This window comes from Pseudomonas putida, assembly GCF_030159595.1.
Taxonomy (GTDB): Bacteria; Pseudomonadota; Gammaproteobacteria; order Pseudomonadales; family Pseudomonadaceae; genus Aquipseudomonas; species Aquipseudomonas putida_AC.
The window spans coordinates 336,481-357,831 of the sequence record NZ_BSKJ01000005.1; the positions used below are offsets into that span (position 1 = coordinate 336,481).

General features: G+C 62.7%; 21 protein-coding genes. 5 read left to right on the forward strand and 16 right to left on the reverse strand.

Annotation, left to right across the window (positions count from 1 at the left end; genetic code table 11):
• Positions 1–9: 9 nt before the first annotated feature.
• Both QQL85_RS13920 and QQL85_RS13925 read right to left on the reverse strand, forming a co-directional pair.
• The gene (locus QQL85_RS13920) at positions 10–783 is read right to left on the reverse strand and encodes a class II glutamine amidotransferase (protein WP_284354135.1); all 774 of its coding nucleotides are present in this window, start codon (positions 781–783) and stop codon (positions 10–12) included.
• 14 nt (positions 784–797) lie between these two features.
• Positions 798–1,295 carry an MFS transporter gene (locus QQL85_RS13925; RefSeq protein WP_284354136.1) on the reverse strand — a complete coding sequence of 166 codons (498 nt, stop codon included), beginning with the start codon at positions 1,293–1,295 and terminating at the stop codon, positions 798–800.
• A 92-nt stretch (positions 1,296–1,387) separates the two neighbouring features.
• Here QQL85_RS13925 and QQL85_RS13930 point away from each other — a divergent pair, with 92 nt between their 5' ends.
• Positions 1,388–3,430: a S9 family peptidase gene (locus QQL85_RS13930; RefSeq protein ID WP_284354137.1), complete on the forward strand. Its 2,043-nt coding sequence runs from the start codon at positions 1,388–1,390 to the stop codon at positions 3,428–3,430.
• 45 nt (positions 3,431–3,475) lie between these two features.
• Here the strand turns inward: QQL85_RS13930 and QQL85_RS13935 are convergent, their stop codons facing one another.
• A complete protein-coding gene (locus QQL85_RS13935) occupies positions 3,476–3,754 on the reverse strand; it encodes a hypothetical protein (RefSeq protein WP_284354138.1) in 279 nt (92 codons plus the stop codon).
• A gap of 132 nt (positions 3,755–3,886) precedes the next feature.
• Between QQL85_RS13935 and QQL85_RS13940 the strand changes: the two genes are divergently transcribed.
• On the forward strand, positions 3,887–4,258 hold the full coding sequence (locus tag QQL85_RS13940; protein ID WP_016488597.1) for a YajD family HNH nuclease: 372 nt from the start codon (positions 3,887–3,889) through the stop codon (positions 4,256–4,258).
• A gap of 71 nt (positions 4,259–4,329) precedes the next feature.
• Positions 4,330–4,800 (forward strand): RNA methyltransferase, encoded by a 471-nt coding sequence (locus QQL85_RS13945; RefSeq protein WP_016711941.1) that lies wholly within the window; start codon positions 4,330–4,332, stop codon positions 4,798–4,800.
• 74 nt (positions 4,801–4,874) lie between these two features.
• Here the strand turns inward: QQL85_RS13945 and QQL85_RS13950 are convergent, their stop codons facing one another.
• The 8 genes from QQL85_RS13950 to QQL85_RS13985 all read right to left on the reverse strand — a co-directional run bounded on the left by QQL85_RS13950 (position 4,875) and on the right by QQL85_RS13985 (position 14,575).
• On the reverse strand, positions 4,875–6,365 hold the full coding sequence (locus QQL85_RS13950) for an aldehyde dehydrogenase (RefSeq protein ID WP_284354139.1): 1,491 nt from the start codon (positions 6,363–6,365) through the stop codon (positions 4,875–4,877).
• A gap of 13 nt (positions 6,366–6,378) precedes the next feature.
• Positions 6,379–7,272 (reverse strand): dihydrodipicolinate synthase family protein, encoded by an 894-nt coding sequence (locus QQL85_RS13955; protein WP_284354140.1) that lies wholly within the window; start codon positions 7,270–7,272, stop codon positions 6,379–6,381.
• Positions 7,273–7,345: 73 nt separating this feature from the next.
• Positions 7,346–8,674, reverse strand: coding sequence for an MFS transporter (locus tag QQL85_RS13960; RefSeq protein WP_284354141.1), 1,329 nt, complete (start codon positions 8,672–8,674; stop codon positions 7,346–7,348).
• A 183-nt stretch (positions 8,675–8,857) separates the two neighbouring features.
• Positions 8,858–10,177 carry an NAD(P)/FAD-dependent oxidoreductase gene (locus tag QQL85_RS13965; RefSeq protein WP_284354142.1) on the reverse strand — a complete coding sequence of 440 codons (1,320 nt, stop codon included), beginning with the start codon at positions 10,175–10,177 and terminating at the stop codon, positions 8,858–8,860.
• Positions 10,178–10,237: 60 nt separating this feature from the next.
• The gene (locus QQL85_RS13970; RefSeq protein ID WP_284354143.1) at positions 10,238–10,954 is read right to left on the reverse strand and encodes a GntR family transcriptional regulator; all 717 of its coding nucleotides are present in this window, start codon (positions 10,952–10,954) and stop codon (positions 10,238–10,240) included.
• A gap of 270 nt (positions 10,955–11,224) precedes the next feature.
• Positions 11,225–12,622 (reverse strand): GABA permease, encoded by a 1,398-nt coding sequence (gene gabP, locus QQL85_RS13975; RefSeq protein WP_284354144.1) that lies wholly within the window; start codon positions 12,620–12,622, stop codon positions 11,225–11,227.
• 253 nt (positions 12,623–12,875) lie between these two features.
• Positions 12,876–14,084 (reverse strand): hypothetical protein, encoded by a 1,209-nt coding sequence (locus QQL85_RS13980; RefSeq protein ID WP_284354145.1) that lies wholly within the window; start codon positions 14,082–14,084, stop codon positions 12,876–12,878.
• A 41-nt stretch (positions 14,085–14,125) separates the two neighbouring features.
• Positions 14,126–14,575: a YcgN family cysteine cluster protein gene (locus QQL85_RS13985; RefSeq protein WP_284354146.1), complete on the reverse strand. Its 450-nt coding sequence runs from the start codon at positions 14,573–14,575 to the stop codon at positions 14,126–14,128.
• Between the two features lie 143 nt (positions 14,576–14,718).
• On the opposite strand from QQL85_RS13985, the gene QQL85_RS13990 reads away from it, so the two are divergent.
• Complete coding sequence (locus tag QQL85_RS13990) at positions 14,719–15,312, forward strand: nitroreductase family protein (RefSeq protein ID WP_284354147.1); 594 nt, start codon at positions 14,719–14,721, stop codon at positions 15,310–15,312.
• Between the two features lie 130 nt (positions 15,313–15,442).
• Here the strand turns inward: QQL85_RS13990 and QQL85_RS13995 are convergent, their stop codons facing one another.
• The 4 genes from QQL85_RS13995 to QQL85_RS14010 all read right to left on the reverse strand — a co-directional run bounded on the left by QQL85_RS13995 (position 15,443) and on the right by QQL85_RS14010 (position 19,573).
• Entirely contained in the window at positions 15,443–16,375 is a 933-nt protein-coding gene (locus QQL85_RS13995) for a D-2-hydroxyacid dehydrogenase (RefSeq protein WP_284354148.1), read from the reverse strand.
• 2 nt (positions 16,376–16,377) lie between these two features.
• Positions 16,378–16,671, reverse strand: coding sequence for a YcgL domain-containing protein (locus QQL85_RS14000; protein ID WP_284354149.1), 294 nt, complete (start codon positions 16,669–16,671; stop codon positions 16,378–16,380).
• Entirely contained in the window at positions 16,668–17,801 is a 1,134-nt protein-coding gene (gene rnd, locus QQL85_RS14005) for a ribonuclease D (RefSeq protein ID WP_284354150.1), read from the reverse strand. Before rnd ends, QQL85_RS14000 begins: the two co-directional genes overlap by 4 nt.
• Before the next feature lie 134 nt (positions 17,802–17,935).
• Positions 17,936–19,573, reverse strand: coding sequence for a phosphoethanolamine transferase (locus tag QQL85_RS14010; protein WP_284354151.1), 1,638 nt, complete (start codon positions 19,571–19,573; stop codon positions 17,936–17,938).
• Between the two features lie 252 nt (positions 19,574–19,825).
• Between QQL85_RS14010 and QQL85_RS14015 the strand changes: the two genes are divergently transcribed.
• A complete protein-coding gene (locus QQL85_RS14015) occupies positions 19,826–20,062 on the forward strand; it encodes a YdcH family protein (RefSeq protein ID WP_284354152.1) in 237 nt (78 codons plus the stop codon).
• A 61-nt stretch (positions 20,063–20,123) separates the two neighbouring features.
• Here the strand turns inward: QQL85_RS14015 and QQL85_RS14020 are convergent, their stop codons facing one another.
• Complete coding sequence (locus tag QQL85_RS14020; RefSeq protein WP_284354153.1) at positions 20,124–21,305, reverse strand: trans-sulfuration enzyme family protein; 1,182 nt, start codon at positions 21,303–21,305, stop codon at positions 20,124–20,126.
• Between the last annotated feature and the right edge of the window lie 46 nt (positions 21,306–21,351).

A 21,351-nucleotide genomic window follows, 5' to 3' on the forward strand; every position in this document is an offset into this window, starting at 1 on the left:
GCAGCGTCCTTAGCTCTGGCCGTGCGCCACGCACTCGCCGTGCCGCCACAGGCCCCATTGACCTGGCTCGTAACGGTGCCAGGTCTCGTTCTCGGTCAGGGCCTCGGTGGCAATCACCGTGACTACGTCGTTGGGGGTGGTTTCGGTATGAAAATCGACGATCAAGTCGACATCCTTCAAGCGTGCGGCACCAAATGGCGCGCGCCGGGTAATGTGCACCAGCTTGGTCGAGCAGAAACAGAACAGCCAGTCGCCATCGCTGAGCATGCAGTTGAACACGCCCTGGCTACGGTAGCCGGCGCAGGCTTCGACCAGCACCGGCAGCAGCTGTTCCACGGGCACCGGCTCGGGGAAGGCGCTGCGGATGCGGTTGAGCAGGTCGCAGAAGGCCGCTTCGCTGTCCGTGTCGCCCACGGGTCGGTAGAAACTGGCCTGCCCCGTGAAGTCGCCCAGCTGGCCGTTGTGCGCGAAGCACCAGTTACGGCCCCACATTTCGCGTACGAACGGGTGGGTGTTGGACAGGCACACCCGGCCGACGTTGGCCTGGCGGATATGGCCAATCACCACTTCGCTCTTGATCGGGTAGCGCTGCACCAGGTTGGCCACTTCCGACTCGCTGCTGGCTGCCGGGTCCTGGAACAGGCGCAGGCCACGGCCTTCGTAAAAGCCGATGCCCCAGCCATCACGGTGCGGGCCTGTACGCCCGCCGCGTTGCATCAGGCCAGTGAAGCTGAAAACGATATCGGTGGGGACGTTGGCACTCATGCCCAGCAGTTCGCACATAGGCGTGTCTCCGTTTACAGACGGGGCTCGACCCGGCCATTGCCGCGCGGTGCGGCAGGGCGTGGGTCGTCACGGTAACGGTCACCGCGTTCGGCGGCCAAGGGCGCCCGGGCGGCGAGCTGGTCATCTTCGGCAGCCTGGCGCTGGGCGGCGGCCTCGGCTTGCTCGCGGCGCTCGCGGGCGCGCTTCTCCAGTGGCCAGCGCAGCAACACGAAGAGGAAATACAGGCCAAAGGCGATCATGCCGTACATGGCGAAGTCGGACACCGCGCGCCAGGCGTTGTTGCCGACCTTGAAGGCGACATCCAGGGCGGTGATGGCGATGGCCGGGGCGAAGCTGTCCTTGACCGGGTCGACCACGGTCGGGGTCAGCAGCAGTACCGCCAGCACTACCCGCAGCGGTTCGCGCAGCCAGCGCCACATCCAGCCGGTCAGCTTGAAGCCCACCAGCAGGCAGCCCAGGGCGGCCACAGCGTATAGGCCCCAGAGAAGGGTGTAGTCGTTCTCGGTCATGGTGTTCGTGCAAGCCAGGCAAAGAGATGCCTATGATAAACACTTTTCCGGGCGCAGACAGTGTTTGCCTGTCCCTAGCCAAGAGATCACCAATGTCCAACAAGCCCCAGCCGCCCATCGCCCACGCCGACAACGCCGCCGACCCGTACGCCTGGCTGCAACAACGCGACACCCCCGAGGTCCTCGCCTACCTGCAAGCCGAAAACGCCTACCAGGAAGCTTGTCTGGCCGAGCAGGCGCGCCTGCGCGAACAACTGTTCGAAGAGATCAAGGGCCGCATCCAGGAAACCGACCTGTCGCTGCCGGCACCCTGGGGCCCCTACCTGTACTACACCCGCACCACGGCGGGCGACGAGTACCCGCGCCACTACCGCTGCCCGCGCCCGGCCGACGACGCCAATACCGTCGATGAAAGCCAGGAACAACTGCTGCTCGACCCCAACGCCTTGGCCAATGGCGGCTTCCTGTCGCTGGGCGCCTTCAACGTCAGCCCCGACCATCGTCTGCTGGCCTACAGCCTCGACACCAGCGGTGACGAAATCTACACCCTGTACGTCAAGGACCTGGCCAGCGGCAACGTCACTGCCCTGCCCTTCGACGACTGCGACGGCAGCCTGACCTGGGCCAACGACAGCCAGACGCTGTTTTTCACCGAACTGGACGACACTCACCGACCCTGGAGGCTGCGGCGCCACACGCTGGGTGGCGACGATGCACAGACCGTTTTCGAAGAGCCCGACGGGCGCTTCTTCCTGCACTGCTACCGCACCAGTTCCGAGCGCCAGCTGGTGCTGCTGCTCAACAGCAAGACCACCAGCGAGGCCTGGGTACTGGACGCCGAAACACCGCAGGCGCCGTTCACCTGCTTGGCACCGCGTGTCGAAGGCCACGAGTACTTCCCCGACCATGGCCAGCTGGACGGCGAATGGCGCTGGTTCATCCGCACCAACCAGGACGGCATCAACTTCGCCCTGTACCACGCGCCGGTTGCGCCGGTGCCAAGCCGTGAGCAATGGCAGGTGCTGGTGGCGCACCGCGATGCGATCATGCTCGAAGGCCTCAGCCTGAACGCCAGCGCCCTGACCCTGAGTCTGCGCGAAGGCGGCCTGCCGATCATCGAAGTCCGCCCGCAAGGGCTGCCAGCCTACCGCGTGGAACTCCCCGACGCGGCCTACAGCCTGTATGTGCAGGACAGCCTGGAGTTCGCCAGCACCCGCATACGCCTGCGTTACGAAGCGCTCAACCGCCCGGCCCAGGTGCGCCAGCTGGAGCTGGCCACGGGTGCCCAGGCCGTGCTCAAGCAAACCCCAGTCCTGGGTGCATTCGATGCCGATGACTATGTGAGTGAGCGCCTGTGGGCAACCGCAGCGGACGGCACCCGGGTGCCGATCAGCCTGGTGCGTCGCCGTCAGGACCTGGGCAAGACCGTGCCGCTGTACCTGTACGGTTACGGCGCCTATGGCGAAAGCCTGGACCCGTGGTTCTCCCATGCCCGCCTGAGCCTGCTGGATCGCGGCGTGGCCTTTGCCATCGCGCATGTGCGTGGCGGCGGCGAACTGGGCGAAGCCTGGTACCGCGCCGGCAAGCAGGAGCACAAGCCCAACACCTTCAGCGACTTCATCGCCTGCGCCGAGCACCTGATCGCCGAAGGCGTGACCGCCTCTGACCGATTGGCCATCAGTGGCGGCAGCGCCGGCGGCCTGCTGATGGGCGCGGTACTCAACCTGCGCCCCGAGCTGTTCCGCTGCGCGATTGCCGAGGTGCCGTTCGTCGACGTGCTCAACACCATGCTCGACCCCGACCTGCCGCTGACCGTGACCGAGTACGACGAATGGGGTAACCCCGAGGAGCCGGAGGTGTATGAGCGGATCAAGGCCTATGCGCCGTATGAGAACGTGAAAGCGCAGGCCTACCCGGCGATGCTGGTGGTGGCGGGCTACAACGACAGCCGCGTGCAGTATTGGGAAGCGGCCAAGTGGGTGGCGCGGCTGCGCACGCGCAAGACCGACAGCAACCTGCTGCTGCTCAAGACCGAGATGGGGGCTGGGCATGGCGGGATGAGCGGGCGGTATCAGGGGTTGAAGGATGTGGCCCTGGAATATGCGTTCGTGTTTGGCGAGCTGGGGGTGGCGTAAAGCCCAGTTTCAAGCCCCCACAGGGCCGGTGCAAGCCGCCAGTGCTCAATCATCATCCACCACCGGCTTCGGAGGGTCCTGCCGCAGCCCCGGCAGTGGCTGGTCCTTCGGTGGCCCCGGCACAGGCATGGGCGGTAGCAACGGCGCCCCAGGCTGGTTGTCGTAGGCCTTGGGCGGCGTACTAGGGGTTATCTGCGGGTATGGCGTGGGCGTGGGCGTACCGGGTGCACCGGGTACCGGTGTAGTGAGTCGGGGTGGCGTGCTGGCAGCTTCGGCCATGGGCAAACCAGCCAGCAACAGCGCGGTGAGGATCGCGTGAAACATCAGCAACCTCCTGTCGGGAACCTTCCTACAGGCTACGCCTAAATCAAAGCTTTCGCCTGTCCGCCTGCCCTGCAAGCGCGCTAGACTCAATGGCATAACCGTCATTTGCCTGATCAGAACAAAGGAAACACCATGAGCTCCACCTCTTCCGCCGCCGCCACCGCGCGCCTCGATCGCATCCTGGCCGATGCCAAGCGTGACAAGGAAATGGGCTACCGCGACAAGGCCCTGAGAATGTACCCGCACGTCTGCGGCCGCTGCGCCCGCGAATTCGCCGGCAAGCGCCTGAGCGAGCTGACCGTGCACCACCGTGACCACAACCACGACAACAACCCGCAGGACGGCTCCAACTGGGAACTGCTGTGCCTGTACTGCCACGACAACGAGCACTCGCGCTACACCGACCAGCAGTACTTCAGCGAAGGCTCCACCAGCACGCCGAGCATCGCCAAGGCCACCCACAACCCGTTCGCCGCACTGGCAGGCATGTTGAAGAAAGACTGACCATCGATTCGCCCCCCGCTGCTACCGGGCAGCCCGTATAATCGCGCTTTTTTCGCGAAGGGCCCCGGTACGTGGCAAACAAACGATACAGCTGCATCGGCCTGTTCAACCCCAAGTCGCCAGAAAACGTCGGCTCGGTGATGCGCGCGGCGGGCTGCTATGGCGTCAATTCGGTGTTCTACACAGGTAAACGCTACGAACGCGCGCGTGACTTCGTCACCGACACCAAGCGCGTGCATTACGACATTCCGCTGATCGGCATCGATGACCTGCAACGCATCATCCCGCTGGGCTGCACGCCGGTGGCGGTGGAGCTGGTGGAAGGGGCGCGGCCATTGCCGGAATACACCCACCCGGACCGGGCTATCTATATCTTCGGGCCTGAGGATGGCTCGTTGAGCGAGGATGTGCGGGGGTGGTGTGAAGAAACCATCTACATACCGACCGAAGGTTGCATGAACCTGGCGGCGACGGTGAATGTGGTGCTGTATGACCGCATGGCCAAGGGGCTGAACACCCGGTCAGGGCCCAAGTTCAAGTAATAAAAAGGCCGCCACTGCGATAGCAGGGCGGCCAGGTGCCGAACTCCGTCAGAACAGCACCGGTCTTGCTCAGATCACGAAGCGTTGATCCAGATGGTCTTCAGCTCCGTGTACTGGTCGTGTGCCCAGATGGACTTGTCGCGTCCACCAAAGCCAGACTCCTTGTAGCCACCGAACGGCGTGGTGACATCACCTTCGCCGAAGCAGTTGACCGTGACCACACCCGCGCGGATTTCACGCGACAGGCGCAGCGCATTGCGCAGGCTGCCGGTGTAGGCAGAAGCCGCAAGGCCGTAGACGGTGTCGTTGGCCAGTTCGATGGCTTCATCGAGGGTCTCGAAGCTGGTCACGCTCAGCACCGGGCCAAAGATTTCCTCCACGAACAGCTTGTTGTCGCGGCCTACGTTGTCGACGATGGTCGGCTGCACGAACACGCCTTCCTCGGTCTCGCCACCCTGGACGATACTGAGCTTCTGCTCGGCAGCGTATTCCAGGTACGACTTGACCTTCTCGAAGTGCGACTTGCTGACCATGGCGCCCAGGCGGTTGTCCGGGTCCATCGGGTCGCCCAGCTTCCAGTCCTTCAGGTGCTTGGCCATCAAGCCCAGCAGCTCGTCCTTCACGTCCTTGTGCACGATCAGACGCGAAGAAGCCGAGCAGTTCTCGCCCATGTTCCAGAACGCACCGGCGGTAACGAACTGGGCCACTTCGTCCAGGTCTTCGCAGTCATTCATGACCACGGCCGGGTTCTTGCCCCCCAGCTCCAGCACGATGCGCTTGAGGTTGGACTCGGCGGCGTACTTCAGGAACAGGCGACCGGTGTCGGTCGAGCCAGTGAAGCTGACCATCGGGATGTCCATGTGGCGGCCGATGGCCTCGCCCACTTCGCGGCCACCGCCTGGTACCAGGTTGAACACACCGGCCGGGATGCCGGCTTCATGGGCCAGTTCGGCCACGCGCAGGGCGCTGAGGGTGGTTTCCTTGGCCGGCTTGACCACGATCGAGCAACCAGCGGCCAGCGACGGGGCGATCTTCCAGGCCAGCATCAGCAGCGGGAAGTTCCACGGTAGCACCAGGCCGACCACGCCGATGGCTTCACGCACCACCATGGTCACGGCAGCGTTGCCGGTCGGGGCCGTGGCATCGTAGATCTTGTCGATCAGCTCGGCGTGCCAGCGGATGGTGTGGATGGTTTCCGGCACGTCGACGTTCTGGCACTCGCTGACCGGCTTGCCGCTGTCCAGCGCTTCCAGCACGGCCAGTTCATGGGCGTTGTCTTCCAGCAACTGGGCGAACTTCTGCAGCACATGCTTGCGGTCGTTCGGTTGCATCTTCGACCAGGTGCCTGCTTCGAACACGCGCTTGGCAGCCGCCACAGCCACGTTGACGTCGTTGACGTCGCAGGCCGCCACTTCGGCCAGTTGCTTGCCGGTGGCCGGGTTGGTGGTGACGAACGTGCGGCCGGAGATGGCATCGCGGAACTCACCGTCGATGAAGGCCTTGGTCCGCAGTTGCAGTTCGGCGGCGATGGCCGCGTATTGTTCCTTGCTCAGCAATTCAGCCATTTTTCCAGCCTCCTTATTTGATCAGGGCGATGGTGGCCTTCAGTTCGGTGACCACGCGCTTGAGTTCTGCTTTCTCGGCGTCGTCCAGGTCGTACAGCGGCTTGCGCACGCCGCCGGTTTTCAGGCCATTCAGGGCCACGCCGTTCTTGATGGCCTGGACGAACTTGCCACCCTCCAGGAAGTCCATCAGCGGCATCATGGCAGCCATGATCTTGCGACCTTTGGCAAAGTCCTTCTCGATCACGCAGGCCTCGTACAGGGCCACATGCTCGCGCGGGATGAAGTTGGAACCGGCGCACACCCAGCTCTGGGCGCCCCAGGCGAAGAACTCCAGGGCCTGGTCGTCCCAGCCGCACGACAGCTGGATGTTCGGGCGCTTGATGGCCAGGCGGTGCAGCTGGGCCATGTCACCGGAGCTTTCCTTGATGGCGACGATGTTTTTCACATCAGCCACGGCATCGAAGAATTCTTCGCCCATGCTTACGCTCATGCGGCCTGGGTAGTTGTACAGCATGATCGGCAGGCCGGCGGCGGCGTCGACCGCTTTGACGTGCAGGGCGATTTCCTGCTGGGTCGGCAGCGCGTACGGCGGGGTGCCCACCAGCAGCGCGTCGGCCTTGATTTCCTTGGCGTGCTGGGCGAAGGCCACCGCGTCTTCGGTGCGGATGCCACCAGTGCCGACGATCAGCGGCAGGCGGCCGTTGAGCACGTCCTTGGCCTGGGCGGCCAGTTCGATGCGCTCCTGGGTGGTGTGGGCGTAGTACTCGCCGGTAGAGCCACCAATGATGACACCGTGGATTTTCGACTCGACCAGGTATTCGAGGACCTCGGCAAACGCTGCCTTGTCGATCGAGCCGTCCGCAGCCAGCGGAGTGATTGCCGGGGTGTAGATGCCTTCGAATTTCACGGTAGGTTCTCCAGTGCGTTGCTCAGTGTTGTAAAGGCCGCCGCGCAACGACGCGGCGGTGGGTTGTAAGGCTTCAGCCAAGCGAAGCAGCTTGTTGCAGATTCAGCGAACGGGTTTCCGGGGCCAGGGCGACCGAGAAGGCCAGGCCGACGAAGGTCACGGCGGCAGCGGCATACATGGTGGCGCCGATGCCGTAGCTGTCGAGGGCGATGGGCACCAGCCAGGTGCCGACTGCGGCACCGACCCGCGACATGGAAGTGCCCACGCCTACGGCGCCAGCGCGGATCTCGGTGGGGAACAGTTCGTTGGGGTACACCAGTTGCAGCACCTGGGCGCCACCGATGAACAACGCATAGGCCCCGAACAGCACCAGGATGAGCATCTCGTTGCCGTTGCTGAAGGCGCCCAGGCCCAGCAGCGCCAGCCCTGACCAGAAGAAGCTGTGCAGCAGCGTGGTGCGACGGCCGATGGTGTTGAGCAGGCGGGTGCCGACGATGCAGCCGACCACGAACAGGAAGGTGATGGCGATGGAACCGATCGATGCCCAGTCACCTTTAAGGTTCAGCGCGCCCAGCACCTTCGGGGCGAACGCGTACACGGCAAATACCGGGATGACCGAGCAGGTCCAGAACATGGTGACGAACAACATGCGTTTACCGTAGCCAGAGTGCAGCAGGCTGAGGAACGACAGCTTGCGTGTCTTGGGCTCTTCCGGCAGGTTCTTCAACGAGAAGCCGTTGCCGTAGACGCGCTTGATTACCTGTTCAGCCTCGGCCGAACGGCCTTTGCTGATCAGCCAGCGTGGCGACTCCGGGGTACCCAGGCGAATGGCGAACAGCAACGCACCGATGACCGCAGCACTGGCCAGCACCAGGCGCCAGGCATCGTCGCCACCGTGGCGCAGGATGGCTTCACCGGCCAGATAGGCGGTGGCGGCACCGGCGAACCACAATACCGTCAAGGTAGCCAGGCGCGGGCCGCGGTTCTTCTTGGGCAAGAACTCCACCAGCAGCGAGGTGGCAACCGGGTATTCGATGCCCACGGCGATACCGATGGCGAACCGCAGCAGGAACAACGCCAGCGCCGATTCGACCCAGAACTGCGCGACCGAGGCCAGGATGAACAGGGTCGGGCCAACGAAGAACACGCGCTTGCGGCCGAAACGGTCGGTCAACCAACCGCCGAAGAAGCCACCGAAGAAAATGCCGATCAACGCAGAAGCGGCGATCATGCCCTGCCAGAAACTGGTCAGGCCCAGGCCTGCGGACATCTGCACCATGGCCACGCCGATGATGCTCAGTACATAGCCATCGACGAACGAACCACCACCGGAACGCAGGGTCAGCAACTGGTGAAAGTTGTTGATCGGTACATCTTCAATCGAAACATTCGGATTTGTCATTGTTGTTCCTACCACGTCTGCTACATGCACATTTTCAAGGCGAGCGCGTCCGCGAAACTGAAAACCGCCTTCAGCCCCGGGTGACCGGACGACGCATCTCGATCATCAAATTCGGGCAAGCCGCGCCCGTGCCGGCCAACTTACGCCGACGAAAAATGTTCTATGGCCTAACTCAGGTAACGATCAGCTCTCTTTGCCAGCGCGGAACTGCCCCCACATCAGGTTGGCGTTCAACCCCAGGGAAACCAGGGGCTGCGGCGGGTTCGCACAAGGCCCGGGGGCATTGAGCAAGAATTCGATCAGTTCGTTCTTGTCGCCGGCCAGCCAGTCGGCCAGCAACTTGCCGGTGACGGTGCCACGGGTTACACCCAGGCCGTTACAACACAGTGCACCCACCACATTGGGTGCCAACTTGCCGAAGAAACCCATGTGGTTGCGCGACAGTGCCAGTGCACCGCCCCAGGTATATTCGAAGTTCACACCCGGCAACATCGGGAAGCGCCGGGCGAACGAATCGCGGTGGCGCTCGACAAAGCGCTCCAGGTATTTGCGGTTACTGCGGCCATCGGGGTTGTAGCTGAAGCTGTTGCGGATCAGCAGGCGGTTGTCGACGGTGCGGCGCATGGTGGTGCCGAACGGGTCGGCAGGGATGACGCCCCAGTAAGGTTTGCCGCCCAGGCGCGCCTGCTCTTCTTCAGTCAGCGGGCGAGTGATGCTGCCGTAGGTGAAGACAGGCAACATACGGCCCTTGAGGAAACCGAAGCTCATGCCGAAGGCATTGGTGGTGAGCACCAGCTTGTCGGCGGTGATCGAACCATTGGCGTGGCGCAGCACCACCTTGTCGCCGTACTCGACGTCGGTGATCGGTGTGCGTTCATACAGCGAAACGTTCGACGGCAAGCTGTCGGCCAGGCCTTTGACCAGTGCCGAGGGTTGCAGCAAGGCCGTGCCCGGGGTGAACAGGCCCTTGCGGTAGAACGGGGTGCCGATGTGATCGGGCAGGTCTCGGCCTTCGATCACTTCGTACGGCTGGCCAAGCTTGTCCAGGCCCCGGCGGTAGGCATCCAGCACGGCAATGCCGCGGTCTTCGATGGCCGCCTGATACTTGCCGCAGTGGCGGAACTGGCACTCGATGTCGTAGCGCTCGATCAGGTCCTTGAGGTACTGCTGGCCGCCCAGGTTGAGCTTGAGAACGGTCTTGGCGATGTCGATGTCGCCAATGTAATCCTCGGCGCCGATATCGTGCGGCAGGTCGATGGCAAAGCCGGCGTTGCGCCCGGAGGTGCCGTAACCGACCTCCTGGGCCTCGACCAGCACGATCTCGTCATGCGGAAAGTTCGTTGCCAGCTGCCGTGCAGCAGCCAGGCCGGTGAAGCCTGCACCCACCACTACCCAGCGCGCCTGGCTGTGCCCACTGTGGGCCGGCCTTGGCGTACGCGGTGTGCTCAGGTGGTACCAACCACAGGTGGCATCATCGGCAGGTAACGAACTTATTCTTGTCATGTCACTAACCTGGATCTTGTTGTCGAGGGTGGTCAATGCCGGCGGCCTGACCTTGGTCATTCATATCTGGATCGGTACATCCAGCCCTTGCGGTGCGGCGTACTCGGCCATGCGCCGACGCGACAGCTCGAAGTGGTCGCGCACCAGCTGGCCGGCAGCTTGCGGGTCGCGGCGCTCGATGGCCTGGATCATCTGCTCGTGCTGCTCGCAGGCGATTTCGAGGTCGCGCTGCATGTCATCGGTCGTCGGGTGGCGATAGAAGATCTTGCCCAGCCGGGTGTGGTCGATCAGCAGACGGCGCAGGCTTGGCAGCAGGTAGTCGTTGTGCGCCATCTTGCCGATTTCCAGGTGGAAGGCGTCGTTGTAGAGCACGCGGTTTTCCACGTCGCGCTCTTCGATGGCCTGGCGGAATTGGGCCTGGATGCCTTTGAGCACTTCGATTTCTTCAGTGCTGGCGTAGGTGGCGGCCAACTGGGTGGTGGCCACATAGATAAGCGGCGCGGCAACGTAGAAGCTGTGCAGCGACTCGTGGTTCATGGCGGCGACACGTGGCGCGCGGTTGGCTTCCAGCTCGATGTAGCCTTCGGCGGCAATCTGGCGCAGTAGCTCACGGACCGGAGGGCGCGAGAGGCCAAATTCGTCACACAGGGCCAGTTCGTCCACCACCGCGCCCGGGGCCAGTTCCATGCTGAGGATCCGGCGGCGCAGCGCTTCGGCCAGGACGGCTTTGCGGTCCGGCGGCACGTCTGCAGCGAGTGGTTGAACGGTGGCTTTCATGGCGGCCTTCTTTGTTGTCATAGCGCTATGTCTACTATTTGTATAACGACTATAGGGCACTGTTAGACAATGTGTCTACAGCATTTTCGATGAACGGTGAAATCTGTTTAGGCCCCTGTTTTAAAGGGTTCTAGCGGGTTACAGGGGTGGAATTAAACACCCTTGAGGCTGCATTGCCAAACCGGACAGGTAATTATCCAGACCTGACAAAAGCACAAACAAAAAAGCCACCTGCAGGCAGGTGGCTCCCTTTCATTCACACAAAGCGCTCTAAGCAGTTGCCAGCGCCTCCCGCCGCGCATGCCGCTTGCTGGTGATCACCCCCAACACCAGGATCACCAGCGCCAACGCCAGGGTCAGCGACACCTCCATACGGTGCTTGGGCATGACGAACATGGTGCCCAGGGCAAAGATGATGAAGCCGATCACCGCATAGGTCAGCCAAGGGTACAGCCACATACGGAAGGCGATCTCGACATTCTGCTTCTGCAGGATGGCGCGCATGCGCAGTTGTGAGAAGGCGATTGCCAGGTACACCAGCAAGGCGATCGAGCCGGAGCTGGCCAGCAGGAAGGCAAACACCTCGGCCGGGGCAAAATAGTTGACGATGGTCGCCAGCATGCCGATCAACGTGCTGCCGATGACCGCCGCGCGCGGCACACCCACTTTCGAGGTGCGCTGGATGAAACCCGGTGCATCACCACGCTTGCTCAGCGAGTAGAGCATGCGCGAGGAAATGTAGATCGAAGAGTTCAGGCAACTGGCTACCGCCACCAGGACGACGATGTCCACCAGTTGCTTGGCGTAAGGGATGTTCATGATTTCCAGTGCCCGTTGATACGAACCTTGCACCGGCAACAGCGGGTCATTCCACGACACCACCGAAATGATCACGAAGATCGACAGCAGGTAGAACACGCTGATGCGCCAGATCACCGAGCGGGTGGCCTTGGCGATGTTGCGCGCCGGGTCTTTCGACTCGGAGGCGGCAATGGTCACCGCTTCGGTACCCAGGTAGCTGAACATGGTGGTGAGCAAGGCGCCGATGATCGCCGTCCAGCCATTGGGCATGAAGCCGCCCTGCTGTTCCAGCAACAGCGGCAGGCCACTGACTTCACGGCCCGGCAACACACCGGCCAAGGCCGCCGCGCCCAGGGCGATGAAGGCAACGATGGCGATCACCTTGAGCATGGCGAACCAGAACTCGAACTCGCCGTACTTGGCCACGCTGAACAGGTTGGTGGCGGTCAGCAGCACGGTCATGCTCAGGGCGAAGAACCAGGCATCGATGTGCGGGAACCAGTTGTTGAGCACCACGCCAGCGGCGATGGCTTCGATGGGAATCACCAGCACCCAGAACCACCAGTACAGCCAGCCGATGGTAAAGCCGGCCCAACGGCCAATGGCGCGGTCGGCATAGGTGGAGAAGGAGCCGGTATCGGGGCTGGCAACGGCCATTTCCCCGAGCATGCGCATCACCAGTACCACCAGCGCGCCGGCCAGTGCGTAGGCAACGATGGCCGAAGGGCCAGCTGCCGCGATGGCGTGCCCGGAGCCGATGAACAACCCGGCACCGATTACCCCGGCGATGGAGAGCATGGTCACATGGCGTTGCTTGAAGCCTTGCGCCAGCTGATTGCCGGCGCCACTCGCGCTTGTCATTGTCATCCTGATCCCTGCTTTTGTTTTCTTTGTGGGGGGACGTGAAGCTCCTGGATCGAAACCCAGCGTGGATGAGCTTCGCGCCCGGTCACGGTACGCCAGCGAGGGGGCAGTCAAGTTGCCTGAATCCGCCACGGACTTGACCATAAATGACATTGGGACTGTTGAAAGACGCACGGCAGAGCCTTCGAGGTAAACCTCGCCGTGTCCGAAGGAGCAAGCTCACCCGCGAAGTGGCCAGCACGGGCGACAGGGATGCCTAGCGCAACGTCTTGCTCTGCAACACCTCGGATTTGCGCCCCAGCACGTTCTCGCTGATCTGCACGAAATCTTCGGTGTTCACACTGGGCAGGCGCATCAGCCCGCGAACCACATCGTCCAGTGAACGCTTGGCCTGGGTGTGGATGCGTATTTCCTTGTCCAGTGCCTGCAGCAACATCACCCCGCGCGCCACCTGGGCAGGGCTGGCGCGTTCACCCTTGAGCCGGGTGACCTTGGCGCCCTGTTTGCTCAGGCGTGCCTGCCAGGCCTGGTAACGGTCATCGCTCACCCCGCCCGAACGGCGCAGCAGCTCGCTGGCGTAATAGTCGGTCAGGCTTTCTACCAGCCAATCGCTGCCGTCACGCCCATGGATCTGCGCGAACAGCTGCACCACTTCGCGCAGCAACGGACTGCTGCCGTTCTCGCTCACCATTGGCCGGGCGCTGTGCAGGTACAGCGACCCCTGTGCAGCCATTGCACCGCGCCACATGCCGTCACGCGCCCCCACCAACAACAGTTTTGGCGGGTTGCGCGGGAACACCGCCTGCAACTGCGGCCACACGAACGTCAGCAGGGTCAGGCTGTCCATGCGCCGCATGCCCTGCCCCACCGGTGCGGCTACGGTCACCTCGGTATCGCCCAGGCGAGCACGGCGGCTACCCAGGTCACCGGCCAGCATCCAGCCGGTCGGGCGATCGAACAGGCGCGAAACGTTGTCGATGCGGAACTTGTCCTTGCCGATGCGCGGCCACGAGGTTTCGATACTCTTCCAGCCCTCAGGCAGGTCGAACGCAAGGCGCGCCACCAGCTCGGTGCCATCCTGCTGGTCAAGCCGTGCAGGCGGTACCAGCTGGTCGCCAAGGAACAGCGCCCAGTGCGGGGTGATACGCGAAGAGTAGGCACCGCTGACAAGCTTCTGGTCCAGTTGCACGCGGTAGCTGAGGCTGGTCTTGCCGGCCGCCGGCTGCCACACGCCACGCTGGCCCTTGAGTTGCCATTGGCCATCGGCCTGGAAGCCGCTGAAGGCTCCGGCCTTGCCCAGGTCGAAGTCGAGGCTGCGCACGGCACTGCCTTCAGCCAAGGTGAGGCGCACTTCCGCCTGGCCACTGGCGGGCAACAGGCGCACCTGGTAGTCAAGGTCGACCTTTTTCGCCCAGGCTGGCGAACTGGCCATCAGGCCCAACAGCAAAAACAGCTGGCAACGCATACAGAAACTCCTTGTTTCCCCGTGGCAGCGGGCCGCGCCGTTCAGCTGGCGCGGAAGATCAGGTGGTCTTCCCAGTCATCTTCGTGCACATCTTGCTCCCTGAGCATACGCCCCGACTGGGAAATGCGCTGTTCATGGACCTGCTGGCGATCGCCACAGACCAGGTGATGCCAGGCCGGCAGGTCCTTGCCCTCGCTGACCAGGCGATAACCGCAGGTGCTCGGCAGCCATGTGAACTGGTCGGCCTTGCCCGGGGTGAGCTGGATGCAGTCCGGTACATGAGCGAAGCGGTTGGGGTAGTCGCTGCACTGGCAGGTTTGCAGGTCCAGCAGCTTGCAGGCGATACGCGTGTAATAGACGCTGTTGTCGTCCTCGTCTTCAAGCTTTTGCAGGCAGCACAAGCCGCAGCCGTCGCACAGCGACTCCCACTCTTGCGGGCTGAGTTGTTCGAGGGTCTTGCGCCGCCAGAACGGCGCGTTTTCAGCGATCATCACACGGTTTCCTGCATTCATCTTTGGGCCACGGCGCGCGGCGGCGCCAGTCTAGAGCCTGACCTTGCGCAAAGCCAGACCGCTTGTCAGTCGCGACGGGACGCAGTAGCGTGCGGGTTTCCCGTCCTTTTGCAGGAGCTGTCATGAGCGCCAACCCTCGCATTGCCGATTACGCCATCAACGAGCAGTTCATCAACCGCTGGTCGCCACGCGCCTTCACCGCCGAGCCGATCAGCGAAGAAACCCTGCTGAGCTTCCTGGAAGCCGCCCGTTGGGCACCGTCGGCGTACAACTCGCAGCCTTGGCGCTTCCTGTATGCCCGCCGCGACACGCCAAACTGGGAGCGTTACCTGAACCTGCTGGTGCCATTCAACCGCAGCTGGGCGCAACAGGCCTCGGCACTGGTGCTGGTTATTTCCAAGACCACCTTCGCCGCCCCGGGCGCCACGGAAGAAAAACCGGCGCTGTGGCACACCTTCGACACCGGCTCCGCCTGGGGCCACCTGGCCCTGCAGGCCAGCATCAGCGGCTGGCATACCCATGGCATGGCCGGTTTTGACCAGGACCTGGCGCGGCAGGAACTGAAAGTGCCTGAAGGCTATGTGCTGCATGCCATGGTTGCGATCGGCAAGCTGGGTGACAAGGCCAGCCTGGACGAGGCGCTACAGTCGCGTGAAGTGCCGAGCCCGCGCAAGCCGCTGAGCGAGCTGGCTGCCGAGGGTGATTTCAGCCTGTAAGCCTTGTGTCGCCTGTACCGGCCCAATCGCCGGCAAGCCAGCTCCCACAGGTACTGCACAGAATCTGAAAACTGTGGGGTACTTGTGGGAGCTGGCTTGCCGGCGATTGGGCCAGTGCAGGCACTACAAATCAGTAGCCCTTGGCAAAGTCCACTTCACCCCGCAAGCCCCGCCCCGCTTCATACGCCTGCATATTCTCGACAAACAGCCGCACCATCGCCGCCGGCGAGGTGGGTGCCGAGCTGTGTCCGGTCAGCAGCAAGCCCCAGGCGGTCCAGAACGGGTGCTGTTTAGGCAGTGGTTCCTGGCGGCACACATCAATCACCGCACCGGCCAGATGGCCTTCTTTCAGCGCCTCTACCAGGTCGGCATCGACCACGGCCGCGCCACGCCCGGCATTGATGAACAACGCCGTGGCCTGGAAGCACTTGAACAGCGCCGCGTCATACAGGTCATGAGTAGCCGGGGTATCCGGCAGCAGGTTGAGTACATAGTCGACCTGGCCAACCATGCGCGGCAGGTCGGCTAACGCCGCCACCTCGACGAACGGTGCCTGTTCACGGGCACTGCTGGCAACCCCGTACAGCACCACACCAAATGGTTGCAGGAACTCGGCCACACGCTGGCCAATGTCGCCGGTGCCGACAATCAGCACCTTGCGTCCTTCCAGCGTGCGCCCCGGGCGGTCATCCCAGCGCCGCTCGACCTGACTGACCAGGCGCGACAGCACCTCGCGCTCATGGCCAAGCATGTAGGTGAGCATGTACTCGGCCATCACCTGGCCGAAAATGCCTACCGCTCGGGTCAGGCGATAGTCACGCGGCAGCCCGTCGGCCAGCAACGGCGTGATGCCGGCCCAGGTCGATTGCATCCAGTCCGGCTTGTGGCCTTGGCGCAGCAAGCTTGCCAACAGGTCCGGCTGGCCCAGCCACACCGGGCACTGCGCTGCATGACGGGCCAGTTCGGCGGAGTCACCGCTGGTCAGGATTTCCACTTCCGGCGCCGCTTCGCGCACAAGCCCTGCATATCGAGCATGGTCATGCTCAGCAATCAGTACTCGCATGGTCAGACCGGGTCGTTACGGCGCAGCAACTCTTCCGGCAGGTGCTCGATGTACTCGTCTTCCACCGGCGGCATCTGCAGGTGGTAGCCCTGGTTATCGAGGTTCTCCAGCACCTTGGCGATGTCCTCGCGGGCCAGTTTGCGCTCAGGGCTGAGCACCAGGTCGAAAGCGTGCATGGGGGTGCCGAAGAACGGCAGCAGGCCTTCGGGCACGCGCTCCAGGCCATCGGCCTTGAGCACATACAGGTACATTTCGTTCTTGCGAGGGCTCTTGTAGATCGAGCAAATGCGTTTCATCGGGTCTCTCCGGCACCTGCCAGGTTATCCAGCAGGGCCTGGCCCATGCGCTCACGGCGCCAGCCGCGCAGCGAATCGGGCAGTTGATATGGGCCGTTGGGGTAGCCGCTCTTGAGCAGCGCCTCCAGGGCTTTCTTGCGCAGCATAAGTTCAGGGGCAATCCCCAGGCGCTCGCCTTCGGCCTGGCCGATTGCACGCAGCTGCTTGAGGATGCCTGCGGCCTCGATCGGCAGCGGCTCAGGCAACGTCTGGGGCCATTGCTCGGCAGGCTGGCTGGCAGCGCGCTGGATCAGCTGGAGAAGGAACTCGCCATCCTGACGAATGGTGCGCGGGTGCATCTCGTCGATCTTGGCCAACGCCGACAGGTTGTTCGGCTGGCTCTTGGCCATGGGCCACAGCGAGTGCTCCTTGAGGATGCGGTTACGCGGCACGTCGCGGCTACGCGCTTCACGTTCACGCCAGGCGCACAACTCACGCAGCACCGCCAGTTGCTGGGGGGCCAGCTTCCAGGCGAGCTTGACGTCGCGGTACAGGGTTTCGGGCTCGACTTCACGGCGCAGCGCGGCCACCAGCTCGGCGCCGTCTTCCAGCACCCAGGCGTACTTGTCGTCGCTCAGGCGCGGGCGCAAGACGGTGAACAGCTCGGCCAGGTGCACGGCATCCTCGGCGGCATAGCTGACCTGAGTATCGGAGAGCGGGCGTTGCAGCCAGTCGGAACGGGTTTCGCCCTTGGGCAACTCGATGCCCAGCACTTCCTGCACCAGGCGCGAATAGCCCATGGAGAAGCCCAGGTTCAGGTAACCGGCAGCCAGCTGGGTGTCGAACAGCGGCTGCGGCAGCTTGCCGGTCAGGCGCAGCAGCACTTCGAGGTCTTCGCTACAGGCGTGCAGCACCTTGACCACGCCACTGTCGTCCAGCAGGTCGGCCAAGGGTTGCCAGTTGCCGATCAGCAGCGGGTCGATCAGGAAGGCCCGCTGTCCGTCGCCGATCTGGATCAGCCCGGCTTTCGGGTAGAAGGTGTCGACCCGCATGAATTCGGTATCGACGGCGACGAACGGCAGTTGGTGCCAGTCGCGGCAGTGTTCGGCCAGGCTCTGGTCGTCACGGATCCAGTGAATTTCGATGGCCACAAGGCTCTCCCACTAACATTGGCGCGCAGTATATACGGCGCGGGCACTGCGGGTGAAACCTGCGCCATCCCTGGAATAGATAAACGGTGAGTATTGGCCATTCGCGGGCAAGCCCGCGAATGGGTTTGACAAGGTCAGCGCTTGGCCGCCAACCACGGCCGGCAGCTGGCGAACATGTCCAGAGACTGCTGGTACACCTCGGTATGCACTTGCAGCAGACCGAGCATCGAGTGGAAAAGGTTGTCCTGCGACAACGGGGCATCGCTGAGCTTGGCCAGGCAGTCGGTGTCGACGCCGAAGTCCTCCTTGTAGCTGTCGGAGAACCAGGTCAGCAGCGGTACATGCTTCTGCTGCTCCGGGGCAATGGCGTAAGGCGTGCCGTGCAGGAACAGGTTGTACTCGCCCAGCGACTCGCCATGGTCGGACAGGTAGATCATCGCGGTGTCGACCTTGTCCTGCTTGCTGCGCAGGGTGTCGATCAGCGAAGCCAGCACCTTGTCGGTATAGGCCAGCGTGTTGTCGTAGCCGTTGATGATGTCCTGCTCGCTGCACTGGTTCAGCGCATTGCTCTGGCACACAGGGGTGAAGCGCTCACTGTCACTTGGGTAACGTTTGAAGTACTCAGGGCCGTGGCTGCCCATCTGGTGCAACACCAGCACGGTGTCCTTGTCGAGATTGTCGATCAGCGCGTCCAGGCCTTGCAGCAGGATCTGGTCATGGCATTCGCCATTGGCACACAACTGCGGGTCGTTGAGGTTGCTGACATCGACAAACTGCACGCGGTCGCAGGTGCCCTTGCAGCCAGACTGGTTGTCGCGCCACTGCACGGCCAGGCCGGCACGCTGAAGGATATCCAGCAGCCCTTCGCGGTTCTTGGCTACGCGGGCATCGTACTCCTTGCGCGTCATGCCAGAAAACATGCACGGCACCGAGACAGCCGTTTCCGTGCCGCACGAATGCACATCGGAAAACGCCACCAGGCCCTGCTCCTTGGCCAGGTTCGGCGTGGTATCGCGGTCATAGCCCAGTACCCCGAAGTGATCTGCCCGCGCACTTTCACCCACCACCAGCACGGTCAACGACTTGCGCTCATGCTTCTGCCAGGCGGCATCACGCTTGGCATCTTCGCCATAGTGCTGGAAAGGACGCGACGCTGTACCGACGCGTTCGCTGACATAACCGATGGACGCACCGACGATATTGCTGGGGGTAAGCATCAGGCGCAGTTCGTGGTGGTTGCGAAAGAGCGACGACAAGCCTTGATAGTTGACCAGCGCCACCGACCCCAGGGCTACCACGCAGGCGCCACTGACCACCAGCTTGCCCAGCAGTTCGCGGTGCCAGGCACGGTAGGCGATGGGCGCCTTCCACAGCAGCACCGAAGGCACCACGCCCAAGCCCAGGATATACAAGGCAAACTTCAGCGAGAGCAAGTCGCGTACTTCGGTCACGTTGGTTTCTGCAATATTGCGGAACATGCCCGAGTCGATAAGCACGCCATACTGGTTCATGAAGTAAGCCACGCCCGCGCCACTCATGAACAACACGATAAGTATTGGCTTCAATACATAACGGAAAGCAACTAACGTGAGGATGAGGTTGAAAGCGAACAGCATCAGCACGGCAAACGCCAGGGTCAGCCAAAGCCCTGACAGGCCGGCGGGCACCACCTCTTGCAAGTGCCCCCAAAGGAACATGTTCAGGCCGATCAGCAGGTAAAGGCTGGCCAGCAGCGTGACCCATTCAGTCCGCAGGGATTTGAAGTTGAGCATCAGCGTTCACAATCAAGAGTGATTATCAACCCCCAGGCCGGATGGCACTGTGGGAAAGTTGGGCGAACTCTAGAAAGCGCGGCATCAATTTTTTGTGAAAAAGTTGGTAACAATTTCGTGAGGATGCGTCTTTCGGTGATCAACTGCGCTTCATTCAGCTGCCATTCAGCCTGGACGCCGTCACCGGCCTGCGCAAAGGCGACTATTCTCAGAGGTCAGGACCTTACCGACAACCCTGACAGAGGTGAAGAAATGCCAGTTCCGCATGATCTGCTCGCTGACCTGCACGTTACCGCTGACGCATTCCAGGCGCTCATTGACAAGGACCAGACGCTGCACGCGCTGCACAAGGACTACAACGCCAAGGACAAGGAGGTGGTCGCCGCCGAAGGCAACGGTACCAACGACGAGGCCGTCAACCGCCTGCGCAAGGAAAGGTTGCTGATCAAGGACAAGATTGAACGGATCATTCATCCGCCGAAATCCTGATGGAAATGTACTGAATTCACTGGCCTCTTCGCGGGCAAGCCCGCGAAGAGGCCAGCAGCCCTTACACAGTTGCCAAAGCCTTCAATGCGCCATCCAGATCTTCGATCAGGTCGCGGTAATCCTCGATCCCCATCGACAACCGCAGCAGGTTCTCGCTGATCCCCATCTCCCCTTTCTGCTCTGGGTTCAGTGAGCAGTGCGACATGCTCCATGAGTGGTTGATCATGCTCTCCACCCCGCCCAGCGAGTCGGCCAGCACAAAGATCTGCAGCGCCTCCACCAGGCGGTTGAGCGCGGCCCGGTCGCCCTTGACCTTCATCGCCACCACCGCCCCGCCACTGCGCATCTGGCGTTTGCACAATTCGTGTTGCGGGTGGCTTTCCAGCCCTGGGTAATACACCTGCTCGATCTGCGCGTGGCTTTCGAGGAAGCGCGCCACCTGCAGGGCATTGGCACACTGGCGCTCCATGCGCACATCCAGGGTTTTCAGGCCACGCAGGGCCAGGTAGCAGTCGAACGGCCCCTGCACCGCGCCAATTGCCATGCTGATGCGGCGAAGGCGCGCCAGCAGTGCATCGTTGGCCGCCACCACCACACCACCGGTGAGGTCGGAGTGGCCACCGATGTACTTGCTGGCCGAGTGCATCACCAGGTCCACGCCCAAGGTGATCGGGCGCTGGTTCCACGGCGAGCAGAAGGTATTGTCGATGCAGGTGAGGATGCCCCGGGCCTTGGCCAGGTCGCACACGGCCTTGATGTCGACCAGGTGCAGCAGCGGGTTGGTCGGCGATTCGATCCAGATCAGCTGGGTTTGGGGCTTGATGGCGGCGGCCACGGCCTCCAGGTCGTTGAGGTCGACATAGGTGGTGGTCAGGCCCGAGGTGCGGCTGCGGTAGTCTTCCATGATGCGGAAGGTGCCGCCGTACACGCCGTTCATCACCACGACATGGGCATCCTTGGGCAGCAGCTCCAGCACCGTCGCTGTAGCGTTCACGCCCGAGGCACAGGCAACCGCGCCCACGCCCTCTTCCAGCGCGGCGACACAGGTTTCGTAGGCATGCCGTGTGGGGTTGCCAACGCGGCTGTAGGAGTATTCCGGTTTGTCGTCCAGGCTGCGTTTGGTGAACGAGCTGGCGGTGACGATGGCCGGGAAAATGGCATTTTCAGCGACGCTGAACTGCTCGCCGGCGTGAATGGTACGGGTGGCGAAATTGCGCGGCTTGTCGGACATGGTCAGGCCCATTGGCAGAGTGAAGGCTGCAACTATCGCACAACCCAAATGTTCTGGC

Coding starts and splice junctions, on each gene's coding strand:
- QQL85_RS14020 (WP_284354153.1), bottom strand. CDS start 21,305: ATGGGCCTGACCATGTCCGACAAGCCGCGCAATTTCGCCACCCGTACC.
- QQL85_RS13935 (WP_284354138.1), bottom strand. CDS start 3,754: ATGTTTCACGCGATCCTCACCGCGCTGTTGCTGGCTGGTTTGCCCATG.
- QQL85_RS13995 (WP_284354148.1), bottom strand. CDS start 16,375: ATGCGAGTACTGATTGCTGAGCATGACCATGCTCGATATGCAGGGCTT.
- QQL85_RS13965 (WP_284354142.1), bottom strand. CDS start 10,177: ATGACAAGAATAAGTTCGTTACCTGCCGATGATGCCACCTGTGGTTGG.
- QQL85_RS13925 (WP_284354136.1), bottom strand. CDS start 1,295: ATGACCGAGAACGACTACACCCTTCTCTGGGGCCTATACGCTGTGGCC.
- QQL85_RS13985 (WP_284354146.1), bottom strand. CDS start 14,575: ATGATCGCTGAAAACGCGCCGTTCTGGCGGCGCAAGACCCTCGAACAA.
- QQL85_RS14015 (WP_284354152.1), top strand. CDS start 19,826: ATGCCAGTTCCGCATGATCTGCTCGCTGACCTGCACGTTACCGCTGAC.
- gabP (WP_284354144.1), bottom strand. CDS start 12,622: ATGACAATGACAAGCGCGAGTGGCGCCGGCAATCAGCTGGCGCAAGGC.
- QQL85_RS13970 (WP_284354143.1), bottom strand. CDS start 10,954: ATGAAAGCCACCGTTCAACCACTCGCTGCAGACGTGCCGCCGGACCGC.
- QQL85_RS14000 (WP_284354149.1), bottom strand. CDS start 16,671: ATGAAACGCATTTGCTCGATCTACAAGAGCCCTCGCAAGAACGAAATG.
- QQL85_RS13990 (WP_284354147.1), top strand. CDS start 14,719: ATGAGCGCCAACCCTCGCATTGCCGATTACGCCATCAACGAGCAGTTC.
- QQL85_RS14010 (WP_284354151.1), bottom strand. CDS start 19,573: ATGCTCAACTTCAAATCCCTGCGGACTGAATGGGTCACGCTGCTGGCC.
- QQL85_RS13930 (WP_284354137.1), top strand. CDS start 1,388: ATGTCCAACAAGCCCCAGCCGCCCATCGCCCACGCCGACAACGCCGCC.
- QQL85_RS13920 (WP_284354135.1), bottom strand. CDS start 783: ATGTGCGAACTGCTGGGCATGAGTGCCAACGTCCCCACCGATATCGTT.
- QQL85_RS13950 (WP_284354139.1), bottom strand. CDS start 6,365: ATGGCTGAATTGCTGAGCAAGGAACAATACGCGGCCATCGCCGCCGAA.
- QQL85_RS13980 (WP_284354145.1), bottom strand. CDS start 14,084: ATGCGTTGCCAGCTGTTTTTGCTGTTGGGCCTGATGGCCAGTTCGCCA.
- QQL85_RS13940 (WP_016488597.1), top strand. CDS start 3,887: ATGAGCTCCACCTCTTCCGCCGCCGCCACCGCGCGCCTCGATCGCATC.
- QQL85_RS13960 (WP_284354141.1), bottom strand. CDS start 8,674: ATGACAAATCCGAATGTTTCGATTGAAGATGTACCGATCAACAACTTT.